Source organism: Roseobacter denitrificans OCh 114 (assembly GCF_000014045.1).
GTDB classification, from domain to species: Bacteria; Pseudomonadota; Alphaproteobacteria; order Rhodobacterales; family Rhodobacteraceae; genus Roseobacter; species Roseobacter denitrificans.
This window is the reverse complement of sequence record NC_008209.1, coordinates 782,728-794,823: the sequence shown is the minus strand read 5'-3', so window position 1 is coordinate 794,823 and position 12,096 is coordinate 782,728. Positions and strand designations below refer to the sequence as shown.

Below are 12,096 nucleotides of genomic sequence, written 5' to 3'. Positions count from 1 at the left end.
TACTATAGTCATAGCGGAAACGAGGGATTTCAGGCAGATGATGCGCAGCGAACTTGTCGGGAGCGTCATCATTCAGGCACGGCAACAGAGGCCGTCGCCAGCAGGGTGAGGCCATATGGGGGCAAGACTGCATACGGTTACGCTGACAGGGTTCAAAGGCGGTGTCGGTCGTACAACCGGTGCTGCCGCGCTCGCTCATGGGCTGGCTGCAATTGGGCATAGTGTTGCGCTGATTGACGCCGGTCACGCTGTGCCTTTGCAAGAAGAAGTGTTGTCGAAGAACCGGGGCCGCGGGTCTTCGCCAGACGAGACCCTTCTTCAAAGATGGGCGACCAGGCTGGCGAGCGGGTGCCAGTCTGGCTCTCAGGTTCAGTACATCCGTACTTCAACAGCCGCATATCTTGAATCCGTACTAGGACAGTTACGGCGAGAGGCATGGCACTTTGCAGTTGTCGACACACCCGCCCACCAGACACCTTCGGTATTCCAAGCAATGGGCCAATCATCACTGTTGCTTGTACCAGCTCGTGACGCAGCAGACGCATGCGCGGTAAGTAGAGACCTGCCAGAAGAATTTTTGGATGGCTACCATACGTTGCGATGCCTCGTCGCGGGCTCAAGTAACCCGAGTTCGGTTCGCCAGGCGTTTGCGCCCCTGCCTGTGCTGAAAACAGAACTACCGTACCAACCCGATCTTTGTGCATCAGTGATATCGTCAAGCACTCCCGCAGCTGCACCAATATCAAATGAAGAATGGCATACCGGTTGCTTGAGCTTAGCACGCGAAGCTGTCGAGCTTGTAGAGCGAAGGAATGAATGTTCCACCCGGCCCAATCTCGGGCTAATGGCGACATGAACGGCAGCTGTGGTCGGCTTCTAGTTCTTCGCGGTGTGGTCACAACCGCAAGGCAACAGATGCAATCTTTCCGCATCGACCGCCAAAGCGGCTACGGGCGGATCAATGTGACGCCAGAACTGTGGCTCCGCGATGAGGAGGGCAAAGAGCACCGGTTTCAAGGCGACATGTTCGAAACCGCCCGGCCGGGACATGAGGTAGCAGTCATATCACGACCAGGTTCCGGGAAACCCCTCGCCTTCGCCAACTTCACGACCGGCGTGGTCCACGATGGCGACGCGCTGACGATCAGCACATCTGTCGGCTCGACTATCATCAGCACACTTGGCCTCAGCGTTCTGCTCGCCCTGCCCGGCGCGTTGGTCTGGGCAGCGCTCCTCGACACCATCGGCCTCGGGGATCAAGCCCTCACTGCCACTGGATTCCAAGTCTACGCGATCGTTCTCATTGGGTGCGTCTACGTAGGTTTAAGGATCTGGTCTAAGAGCTACGGCAAGCGAACAAAAGCATTGCGGGACGAGATCGACCGCTTGCTCGCGAGCGAGATAGCTTCTGCCACCCGCACCTGAACAGAAATCTAAAGCCGACCCACCTGGCCCGGCGAACGCACGACGATCTGAGACTGACATGACCAATTGGTACACGGCGGACTTACACTTCGGACATGATAACATCATAAAGCATTGCAACCGTCCATTCGAGTCCGCCTCGCACATGGACACGATGCTGCTTGCTAATCTCTCGGCAAGGGTGGGGCCGGAGGATACGCTATGGGTCGTCGGCGACTTCGCCTTTGGACCGAGGGCAAAGGACGCGAAATGGCTCAACAACCTCTTCAACCGGCTGCCCGGAAGGGAACGGCACCTGGTCGTCGGAAACCACGATGGCCAGGCGACCCAAAGCCTGCCCTGGACGTCAGTCTCTCACACGGCCGAGGTCGCCGATGGTAACGGCGCGCCTTCCGTCCTCAACCACTATCCGATGATCACCTGGCACCGCGCCAGACGCGGCGCGCTCCACCTTTTCGGCCACGTTCATAACCAGTGGATGGGAAGCAAAAATGCGGTGAACGTTGGAACCGACGTCTGGGGCTATGTGCCCGTTACGATCCGAGACATCGCGCAGCGTGCGAAAAGCCTGCCACAGAACAGGCACTGGCAGGACGTCGAACGCGGCGTGGAGCTTTGAGATGATCGAAGAAATGCAAAAGACCAACGTCACTGAGCTGTGTCCCAACCCGGAAACGCTTCTGGAAGAGGCCGAGCAGAAAATTATCCTAATCACACGCCACTCCCAATGAATTAATAGCTCCTACAACCCACTACGTCTCTGTCTATGTTTAGTGAGAAAGACCTTGAAGGGACAAAGCTATGCAAGAGGCTTCAAAAGAACAACTGTTAATAGAGCAGGCCGGTTCCGCTTATATGATTAAATGGCTATTGAAACTCCGTGAATTTCGATCTTTAGGAGACTCCCACAGCTTCCTCAATTGTTTTGCGAATGAAAGTCCGGCCCGACCCTGAAGCATTCTGGAATTCGGTAGAAGAAAAATCAATGTCTTTGGCCGGGTCCAAAACAGCTTGGAAGTATCCAGAACTGATGTCTCTCTTATCAAATGCCTCAGATGCAAGTTTTCTAAGTATATCAAAAATAGCCTGCACACCCACCGTGCGAAAGATATAGGAGCCTTCTTGTGCGTTTTTCCAAAAGACCTCCTCAGCGGCTTTGAGATAGTTCAGCACCATCTTAAATATTACTGCGTCGTTGCCCTCAATGTAAGCGCTTCGAAGTGGCGATTTGTCCTTTGGGCCTTTCAAAAGTACTTCTCTGGTATGAGCATCTCCTTCACGCATCAGATTGGCATCTCGCTTCGGATTACTTGAGTACAACCTCAGGATTCCGTCCACAGCGACGGCGGTAGATATCTTCCACGCTGCGTCAGCTGCAATCTGCTCAAGCCTTGTGTCCCTTTTCGGCGCAACTGTTATACGGCCTCGAAGCGGTGAACCTGAGTCTGTAGCCAGCTTTCGAGCAAAGAAAACGGCGAGCTTGTCCGGTGTCCAATACTCTTCTGGTTCGTCAGAAACGTTGTAACCAAAAAGTTCGTAGGTAAGACTGCGGTCCACTCGTTTTTGAGTTGAGTTAATGGTGGCAAAGATTTGCGCCTGTAAAGCTTTGGGGAGATCGATAAATATCGAGCAAATCAAGTTCATGCTCTGCAAGGCTTCTTGACTAGCCTTCGCGAACGAGAACAGTCGGTGCTGTCCATCAATTACCGCTGCAAGTTTGGCTTCAGATGGAATCGTTAGCTTGTGGCATCCGTTGTCTGTTGTCTGCACGGTCCAGGCGCTTGAAATTCCATCGTTAGTCTCGCCTTCTTCCTTCGCAATGTCTTCATTCTCAGTTTGGTCGAAACCAGTCTCTCGGTCATAGTTCGCTGCTACGATGATTGAGTTTGGAAATGCCGAATCAACACGATTAATGTAAGCAGCAATTTCTGATAATCGTTTGTCTTGTATCACCCGCTGAGTACCTTCGAGTGTGTAACCTACACCATCTGGATTAAGTGACGCACTCATCCTGTCGCTGGCGCAAACACGTAACAGCAATTCAGCTGGAAGTACGGCAACATAAAAACTTCCTAGTCGCTGATCGACCCGAAGAGTGGGTACCGTGAAAGGGAACTCAATATTCATCAGTCTACCTTAAAATCGTTCAGGTTGCCTTTGACAGATCGTGTTGTGCTGCCGCCCGCGGCAGCGTCAATCGGGGCGTTTTGATAGGTAAGCTCGTCGCCGTTTGTGAACCACCAAAACCAAACCGCAAAAATCCCGAACCAGATCGCAGCCCCTAATGACCAGCCAGGATGAACCGGGAAAAACACCGTGATTAAAACGACGCCGAAAAACGAAAGAAAACATGCAAGCAAAGAGAAGGAAACGAGAACTTTGTCTGAGTTTCCAGTCGAAGTCAAAATGAGCTGCAGCGATGCTGAACCAATTAAAGCTGGAAAAAACGTGGACAACGCGGTGAGAAGTCCTGACCTGTCCGCTGATTGTCCAAGCTGACTCTTGATAACTTCGACCCAGATGCCAAGGCCCCCTAGGCATATGATCGCTAGTACGACGTAGAAAACAAACGGCACGTTCTTGAACGGTTGCCAGGTACGACGCCAAATCTCACGACCTAGGTACTGCCAATCACCTAGGGGTTTGTTTGTCATTTTTTCGCTACTCAATGGCTTCCCCTCGTTAAATATTGCGGCTTGGGATCAAGCTAGCATTAGATGCGACAAAATCTCGAAGTGCTCCTTATTCACGACTTCGACACCTTCCCGATCCATGCATTCCGTTTTTTCTTTCAAAAATTCGCAAGCTCTGTGATGTCATCAAGTATTGTCTGATCTCCTTCTTCCCTGTGGATTAGGGAAAGAAGACCTTCCCGCCAGTCTTGTTTGCCGTCGGAAATTTCTCGCTTCATGATCTCAAGGCCACCATTGGCATACTCTTCAAAGCACAAGACACGTTCGGCTTCGTTCGAAGGAGCCAGCATCTTTGGATCGCTGTTTTCCTCGATTGCAATCATGCTCATTATGGTTCTGTCAAAATCACCCCTGAACACCTCAAGATCGATGGGTTCTGAACTCTTTTGAAACGGCTTTCGGTTTCCGCGCCGGAATCCTAATGCAGCCGCAAAAACAAGAGTGTCCTTGAAGGTCGGAAAAATGCCTTCGTCCCGAAGCTCGCTGAGCATTTCTTCGAACTCGGCGGGGCGTCTTACTCTAGTGGCCAAGATAGCCCTCCTCGATTTTTGTGAACTCAGGACCATCAGTGCGTTTCACGTAGTCGGTGTCTTCTTCGCGCCCTTTGGACTTCGGCGCGTGGTAGACCAAGCTATACTCCTTGCCGATGAACGGTCGACACTTTTCATCGACTTCCTTGCTCCACTGAGAGTTTGAAGCAAAGACAATCACTTGGTCTGCGAGATCAGGAATGTGCTGCGCAATCTTTTCCCGATATTCGCGGTCCAAAGCGCCGAACGGCGAGTCCATAATCAAGGGATAAACACCGCCCTTGAAAAAGGTTGTTTTTGCCTTGTTGCGTTCCTTTGCGAGATTAACCAAACTCGCAATGAAGCTCAGGCTGATAACCTGGTTCTCCCCCGTCGACTTCTCAGAAACGGGTTGCTTTCCGACCCCCGGGACGTCTTTGAAGATTCTCAAGGTGTAGTCGCGATCAATCTCTGCGTAGAAATCTTTACGGAGGATGCTCTGGAAAGTGTCATTTACCTTTGTAGACAAATGATGGCGTGTCTCCTCGGCCAAGGCCTCATGCAGGTTGTCCACCAGACTCTTACAAGCTTCGGCGAACTCAAGTTTCTGCCTTGCCAAGTCTTCTTTTTGGGACTTCGATTGGACCTTCTCAATCTCTTTTTTAACCTTGGCTAGGTCGTCATTCAGAAGTTCAATCGCATCTTTTGCTTTGGCGATTTTAAGGCGTTCTTCCGCTTGGAGTTTTGTCAGCTCATTCCGGCGCTCTTCCAGACGTTTAACGTCTTCAATGTCAGAAGACCCTAAACTGCTGCTGATCTCGTCGAGCTCTTCAGTGATCGCTTTTAGTCGCTTGTTGTAGTCGCTCTCTTCTGCCGACCAAGTTGACAGCTGTGCATACAGTCTGGTCCTCTCACGAGGCATTGCTCTTAGGTTGCTCACGACGTCTGTGAACGCGGCCTCAAGATCCTCTCCAGTCGCTTGGTCACGGTATCCTTCAATCGCGGCTCGTGCTTTCGTGCCCTCTTGAAGTTCAGTTCCACAAATGCACTTCGCGTCGTGTAATAGGTCGTCAATGAACGTCCGCCTAATCTTATAAGGCAACTCACCCCTCTTGCGACAGTCTTCTAGAACAGTTGAGACAGATGCTACAGTATCGCTCAGAAAGGCCAGTGCGCCCGATTGCGATACCAGATCCATCCTCTCTTGGCTCAGCTTTTCAAGGACGCCTTCGATTCTACCTCTCTCGGCTTCCAGACTTCGCCTTTGCTCGGCCTTTGCCTTTACATCGGCTATTCGCTCATAAGAGGCATTGATGGCGTCTAGTTCTGTTTGGAAGCCCTTGCTGGATTTTGCCGCCGTATCCCGCTCTAGTTTCCGTTGATCTATCTCTGAGCTAATCCTCGACTCTTTTTCAAGTAGATCGCGATAGTCAGCTGAAGCCGTCTCACTTGCTTCCTTCCGAAGATCCTTGATCACCAAACGACCAAGATGATCGCTTGCCCGGTCTATGATCTCCAAGCCCATCAAGGTCTTGATAGCATCTCGGATTTCGCCAGAAGCAGACACGTTAGCCAGTTTTTCGATGCGCTCGCCGTTGAAGAAGAAATACGAGTGCATCTGCTCAGGTATCAATTGGTTGATCCGGTTGGCAGGGTTCTTTGCTGTCTCATACTTCCCCCGTTCATCGATCCAGGACAGGGTTGGAACAGATTTCCCAATTGGTTCGGCTTCCAGCGCTTCTCCTGTACGCTTGAACTCCTGCTTTCGGTGCACAGTGTAGGTGGAGCCTTCGTGCTCAAACTCAAGTTCTAGGCTTAGCTCAGTCACCGCTCCAGGAGAGATTTCAGACAAAGCAAGTTCGTTGAGGATTGTCTGCTCGCCAGTATCGAAATCTGTCTTACCGTATAGAACCCATTTGAATGCGTTTAAAAGAGAAGTTTTACCAGATCCGTTTTCACCATGAATGACGGTAATTCTCGATGTATCGTCTGAGAGGAACTCTAACTCACAATCACCATAAAACTGGCGGAAGTTCTTTATCTTGAGGCGAAGTATTCTCACCGTTTTACCTCACGCTCGATGAGTTGCTTGATCCGCGCAGCAATCTCTTTCTCAACACTGCTGACGGCCCCAAGGTTTCGATAACTCTGATACTCATGCTCAATGGATAGAATCTCATTGACGACTTTACGGGCCTTCGGAGACGCAGCTTCAAGAACTTGTTTTGGAGACTTGTTGTTCTCACTCATTCGTAACGCCTTTTCTAGTAACTTCTGAATCATATGCGCTAGTGGTCAAGGAGGTTAAGGCACTTCTTGATTTCTGTGATCGTCGAGAGCGCTTCACCGTGGTTTTCTGCAAGCGTCGCAAATTCATTGAACCTAGACAGTTCGCGTTTCATCAGGGACCGCTCTACGTTAGATGGAGCCTGGTCTGATAATTGTTCAAGATCTGGCACAACGATGAAATCATAGATGTAAGCACGGTTTTTCCCTTTGGACCGCCGAAGTACTCTGCCCCGTCGTTGGACAAATTCTTTTGGGTTTGCAGACGAAGCCAAGATGTACGCAGTCCGTGTCATTGGTACGTCAACACCTTCGTCCAGGCATCGGATAGCCAGCAGTGCCTGTATGTCACCCGCCGCGAACTGCTTCAATAATCTGGACCTTTCGTCGTTGTTCTCTTCCGAAGTGAACGGGCTCGCTCTTAGTCCGAGTTCACCGCCTACCCTGGCAAGTGCAGTGTCGATGTATCGATGCCCATCTTCTTTGCTGTCGCCGCAATATATCAGAGTATGAGAGACCTCTCCCTGCTGCTTGAGAAGCTTGATCAGCTCCGGCAGCTTGTTTCGCGCTTTTCCGATCAGGCGTGCCCGTTTGATCAACAAACGGTTTAGCTGTTCGCCTTTGTCGCTTTCCAGCTTGGCTGCTTGGCCAAAAAGTCTGCCGATTCGTACGGAGAGCTCCGCATACTCGTCTTGTTCGTCTTCATCCAAGTGCACGAGGATCGGATAGTAAAGATATCGGCAAAGGTGACCGCCGCTGATCGCCTTGTCCAAGCCGTAGTCCAAAACGATCTCTCCGAAATACCTTTTGAGAGCGTCGGTGCCTTCCTCATCCCCGTAGCGATCAGGCGTCGCCGTCAGTCCAAGTCTAAAGGCTGCACGCTCCGGAAGGGCCTGTAGGTTGGACGGCGCACCCAAATTATGCGCCTCATCGCCAACGAATAGGATGTTTCCATCAAAGGAACCCAGGACCGACTGGAACGGTTTATCTGCCATAGACGCATTGACCGCGATGAGCATCACGTGCTGCGTTGCCTTTGATCGCAGTTCATTCAGGCGCCTCTGGCACTCCTCCATCCAGCGGTTGACGCCGCCGTAGCACAAAATGGGTTCGAAGCCGAACTCTTCGGCTTCCCCGGCCCACTGTTCTGCGAGATGTTGATATGGAACCGTAACGACGATGCAAAGCTGGCCGTTCTTTTGAGCGACAAAATCATTCAGCCGCGTCACAGCAGTTAACGCAGTCACGGTCTTGCCGGTTCCCGTTGCCATGTGGAGAACTCCGCGGCCATTGTTCTTGAACCATTTACGGATTCCCTCTTCTTGGTAGCCCCGCAGACGCCCGTTAGTCAGAAAGTGTTCGGGCACACGGGGAGAGCTTGGTTTTTCAGGCGGGAACAAATCGTAGTGTCGGGAGCTATCCCTGGCCGCGCTGACAAACCGCTCAAGATCTGCTGAAGAAGGGTCAAACAGTGCTAGGTTTGGATCCAGTCCTCTCCACATTCTGTCGAAGGACGCAGCGATGTGGTTGTTCCGTTCCTGGCTTTCGCTTGATTTCCAATCACAAAAGACGCTGAAAGCTTCCCAATTGGTGCCGGCTCCACCGGTCAAATTATAAGATCCTTGGAAGCCGACTCGGTTTCCAAACTCATCCGTGAAGATGCCCTGTTTCGCATGCAGGATTCCGGACAGCCTGTTCTTCGGAATGCCTACTTTGAAGGTCAATACGCCATCATGAAGAAGCCATCCGAGTGCCTCACGCGTATACTGCGAAAGGTGCTCGTAGAGGTCTTCATATGACCGAGAAATGAGTTCTCGGATACGCTCATTTGAAAACTGACCGTCAACCTGTAGGCTCTCGAAGTCTTCCAAAGAGATTTCGGGAGAAATCACCCATCTGGCTTTGCCACCGTTGAGTGCAAAAGTTGCCATTCCATGGGCTGCATCGCGCATCCACGCGCTGCTAAAGTATCCGACAGCAATGTCATATTGCTGCGCATGCTCAAGAACCGGATTGAAAAAATCTGCCACCGGTTCATGCTCGCTGGTGGTGACATAAAAAGGGAGTTTCAGGGTCTCAAAGGACATCAATTTATACCAAAGTCCCCGAGTATCATCCCGAGCATTTCTTCACCTTCGTCCGGCTCTTCTTGCTTATTTGCAAACAGGTGGTCGAGCCGGGTCAGGTCAGGCGCATCACGCGATACGAGAGCATCTCGCACCGCTTCAACGCCCGGCACCCCCATTTCTCCAACCTCAATAACACGATCACGAATGGCTACGTATTTTGCCACCGCTTCGGGCAGCTCAGTCACTGAAACGATCTTTTCATCCACATCGAAGATTGCGCGGTTTTTCAAGAAGCTCAGTAGCGGTCTCGTCTGAATCTCACCCCAAATGGGGCTCAAGAGCTCTGATAAAGCAAATGCGGTTCTGGGGCCATTCGCCAAAGCGATAGCGCAAGCCAAAATTAGGTCTGTTTGGCGTTCGTCTGGACCGATGGCTCTGCCTACTAAATCAAAGCGACCACGGCCGACCGAAACCGCCTCGGGTGAATTCTCCAAACCAACTGATATCGACGTTGTAAGAACATCTCTTCGGCCTTCGAGCTCCTGGACGATCTCTACCAACGTCATTGATCGCTGCGCTTCTATGAGTACGGCCAAGACTTCTTCGCCCAGGCCGCGGAACTCCGACTTGTTTTCATCAGTTGCGAGCCCGATCATCAGGCCTCGCTTAGTCACGAAACGCTCGTCATCCTGTACTATACCGAGGAGCATGTATGGTCCGAATGCTATCCCAAAGCGCTCTGTCTCGCCTTGAAACAAGTCGGAGAACAAAACTTTGGCGCTTATGAAGCCACCCACTCTTTTCAGGTGGGAAAGCGTGCGGTCTCGGACTTCTTCAAGATCACCATCTGTCAGGCTCAAGTTCTCGTAGAGGTCGTATGTTCCTCGTTCAACGATCAGGGCTTCTTCCATTCCAGAGAGTGTACTTCCGATATGATGAATGCTCTCATCTTTTGCGAAGACTTCGTGCATTCGGGCTCGGATTTCGTCGCAATGCATCGCGCGGCCCGCTTCGCGAAGTATCAGAATACACCGTACCGTGCCAGGCAAACGGGAAGCAGCTCTAACGAAGTCACCCTCGATTGAAGCCTCGAAGCGTGCTGACAACTCACCCATGATCTCCGAAAGTGGGTAGTCGGGCAGCGCTGCGGCAATTTCTGTCAAACGGATCGGCAGTTTTTGCTCGCGTATCGCGGATACGATCCGCTGCCGCAATGAGCCAGATAAGTCTTCCGGCTCATGGCTCGTTAAGAGCAGGTCTTGTTCTTGGATCCAACCTGCCTCAGTTCTAACGCTTTCAGCGTCGAGGAACGATCTCATGTCGCCGTAAGCCAGATCGACGGCAAGAAGCTCTTGCGCAGTGAGCAGCTTACTTACAGCACTTATCTGTTCGTCAGAGACAATTTTCCGGTTCTTGAAGAGCTTTTCCAACGACCCTTCTTGCTCCAGCGCGCCGATCAAGACTTTCTTTGTGCGTTTCGTCTCGAGCTTTTGCTTTGCTTTCTTCTCAATCTGGCGAATACGCTCGCGCGTCACGTCATAGTCGGAAGCGACTTGTTCGAGAGTTTCGGTTTGCCCTCTATTTATGCCGTATCGCCGCTGAAGGATGTCTTGCTGCCGATCGTTGAGGGTCGAGATACATCCCTCAATGATTTCGGTTACTGTCAATTCCTCGATCGAAGCACTTTCAGAGGCTTTGATGTCTTCAGGCTTGATACTTCCAAGTTCAGTTATGCTCGTGAGGGATGCTTGCGAAACAAATTCGCCTAGCAGCAAACGTCTAATGTCGAGTGCAATCTCGCTACGCATACCGCAATGAGAGAGACGCGCTTCAATTATCTTGGTTACGATCTCGTCCAGCTGTTCGATGCTTTTTCGTCCGCAACCTGGCAGCGAACGAATGCGCGATGCGGTTTCATTATATGTCTTCAAGAAATCCGCAAAACTCTTCCGCTGCTCTACTTGGTCCACTTTAAGAAGGTTTGTGAGTCTTGTAGGCGGTGACCACTCAAAAAGTTCATCAGGATACACCATTCCAGAGAGGAAGACTTCAGCGGCCGTAAGTGCTCGTTGGAAGTCGCCGTCTTCGCTTGAGACCCGGTGCTGCTCACCTTGAGGATTAGTTTTGCTCGGTACAAAACTGCGCATGATTAGGTCAAGTTCATCTGCCGACTTGCGCCCGAGGTTTGGCAGTTTCAAGAAAGCTTGCCGGGCGTGTGCTGGCGCTTTCATGTACTCGCTTACGGTGGTGACCGGCAGACGATGCGAGTGTGCAGAGATCGCATTCAAGAGGCGAACGGAGCAATCGGCTTCACGTACGACATCGACGATGCTGTCAGCAGCGTCCTGCCGGTCCTGATCAACTTTGCGCGCGAACTTCCTGACAAGGTCATCAAGTTCCGTTGCGGTCTTTTCGCCAAAGTTTTCGAGCTGCCGAAACGCTTCTCGCGCTGCGTCAGGCGCTCGCATGTAGGCTGTGACCGTTTTTGCAGGCAGGTCACGTTCTGCATTGCGAAGCACATTGACGAGACGCGTCGATGCGAAACTCCGTACGGCCAAGTCCAACAGCAGTTCTTCTTCAGGAGCATTTTGAGAAGTGGGCCGATCCGACGGAGTTGGTCGATTATGATAGGCGTAGGTCGTTTGTTCTTTCGAAGGTATGTCCTTATGCGGCTCATCGACTGCCAAGCCCAGCTTGATGACCGTCAAGTCGTCATCCGAAGTCGCACCGGTTGAAGCACCGTGGTCTAGGTCAATAGCTTTATGTGCCGCTTCAAGCTCGGTAGTTTCAGATCGATCTAGTGTCGGGGAAGGACTTTCCAACACAAGTACGGTTGGTGGCTTGGGACCGCCTCCTTTTTCTGCTCCGACAATAATGGTTGCAGGTTCGGATGATGCAGGGCTTGAGACGTGATTGGCATCGGAAACAGCGAAGGGGTTTTGTGTGCCAGTTGCGGCGGCGGGCGCCTCTGGCACAGTCGACACTGTTTCCCTGCTCACAAGAGCTTTGAGTTTCTTGCCCAGTCTTGACAGCATGTTGCCTACTTGGCGCCCCCTAACGTACTAAGAACAAGGTAAAATATCCCTTTGATGCTCGTCCAATCTATCAAGTGCC

The 12,096-nt window shown here is 51.6% G+C and carries 10 protein-coding genes; 3 read left to right on the top strand and 7 right to left on the bottom strand.

Annotated elements, in window-relative coordinates:
• Positions 1-115: 115 nt before the first annotated feature.
• From RD1_RS21440 to RD1_RS03735, 3 genes are read left to right on the top strand one after another with little or no spacing between them, the layout of a single operon-like run.
• Positions 116-856, top strand: coding sequence for a cellulose synthase operon protein YhjQ/BcsQ (locus tag RD1_RS21440; RefSeq protein ID WP_074958600.1), 741 nt, complete (start codon positions 116-118; stop codon positions 854-856).
• Between the two features lie 59 nt (positions 857-915).
• The gene (locus RD1_RS03740) at positions 916-1,425 is read left to right on the top strand and encodes a hypothetical protein (protein ID WP_105880315.1); all 510 of its coding nucleotides are present in this window, start codon (positions 916-918) and stop codon (positions 1,423-1,425) included.
• A gap of 58 nt (positions 1,426-1,483) precedes the next feature.
• On the top strand, positions 1,484-2,044 hold the full coding sequence (locus RD1_RS03735) for a metallophosphoesterase (protein WP_044032929.1): 561 nt from the start codon (positions 1,484-1,486) through the stop codon (positions 2,042-2,044).
• A 275-nt stretch (positions 2,045-2,319) separates the two neighbouring features.
• Here RD1_RS03735 and RD1_RS03730 read toward each other — a convergent pair whose 3' ends face one another.
• The 7 genes from RD1_RS03730 to RD1_RS03700 form a co-directional block, all read right to left on the bottom strand.
• Positions 2,320-3,552, bottom strand: a complete 1,233-nt coding sequence (locus RD1_RS03730; RefSeq protein ID WP_011567108.1) for a DNA phosphorothioation-associated DGQHR protein 1 — start codon at positions 3,550-3,552, stop codon at positions 2,320-2,322.
• Entirely contained in the window at positions 3,552-4,094 is a 543-nt protein-coding gene (locus RD1_RS03725) for a hypothetical protein (protein WP_146120768.1), read from the bottom strand. The genes RD1_RS03730 and RD1_RS03725 overlap by 1 nt, the downstream gene beginning before the upstream one ends.
• Positions 4,095-4,216: 122 nt before the next feature.
• On the bottom strand, positions 4,217-4,648 hold the full coding sequence (locus RD1_RS03720) for a DNA phosphorothioation-associated protein 4 (protein WP_044032927.1): 432 nt from the start codon (positions 4,646-4,648) through the stop codon (positions 4,217-4,219).
• The gene (locus tag RD1_RS03715; protein WP_011567106.1) at positions 4,638-6,689 is read right to left on the bottom strand and encodes an AAA family ATPase; all 2,052 of its coding nucleotides are present in this window, start codon (positions 6,687-6,689) and stop codon (positions 4,638-4,640) included. Before RD1_RS03715 ends, RD1_RS03720 begins: the two co-directional genes overlap by 11 nt.
• Positions 6,686-6,877 carry a hypothetical protein gene (locus RD1_RS03710; RefSeq protein ID WP_143090244.1) on the bottom strand — a complete coding sequence of 64 codons (192 nt, stop codon included), beginning with the start codon at positions 6,875-6,877 and terminating at the stop codon, positions 6,686-6,688. Before RD1_RS03710 ends, RD1_RS03715 begins: the two co-directional genes overlap by 4 nt.
• A 38-nt stretch (positions 6,878-6,915) precedes the next feature.
• Positions 6,916-9,000 (bottom strand): DNA phosphorothioation system restriction enzyme, encoded by a 2,085-nt coding sequence (locus RD1_RS03705; RefSeq protein ID WP_011567105.1) that lies wholly within the window; start codon positions 8,998-9,000, stop codon positions 6,916-6,918.
• On the bottom strand, positions 9,000-12,017 hold the full coding sequence (locus tag RD1_RS03700) for a sigma factor-like helix-turn-helix DNA-binding protein (protein ID WP_011567104.1): 3,018 nt from the start codon (positions 12,015-12,017) through the stop codon (positions 9,000-9,002). The genes RD1_RS03705 and RD1_RS03700 overlap by 1 nt, the downstream gene beginning before the upstream one ends.
• Positions 12,018-12,096 lie beyond the last annotated feature (79 nt).

Coding starts and splice junctions, on each gene's coding strand:
- RD1_RS03700 (WP_011567104.1), bottom strand. CDS start 12,017: ATGCTGTCAAGACTGGGCAAGAAACTCAAAGCTCTTGTGAGCAGGGAA.
- RD1_RS03740 (WP_105880315.1), top strand. CDS start 916: ATGCAATCTTTCCGCATCGACCGCCAAAGCGGCTACGGGCGGATCAAT.
- RD1_RS03705 (WP_011567105.1), bottom strand. CDS start 9,000: ATGTCCTTTGAGACCCTGAAACTCCCTTTTTATGTCACCACCAGCGAG.
- RD1_RS21440 (WP_074958600.1), top strand. CDS start 116: ATGGGGGCAAGACTGCATACGGTTACGCTGACAGGGTTCAAAGGCGGT.
- RD1_RS03730 (WP_011567108.1), bottom strand. CDS start 3,552: ATGAATATTGAGTTCCCTTTCACGGTACCCACTCTTCGGGTCGATCAG.
- RD1_RS03735 (WP_044032929.1), top strand. CDS start 1,484: ATGACCAATTGGTACACGGCGGACTTACACTTCGGACATGATAACATC.
- RD1_RS03710 (WP_143090244.1), bottom strand. CDS start 6,877: ATGAGTGAGAACAACAAGTCTCCAAAACAAGTTCTTGAAGCTGCGTCT.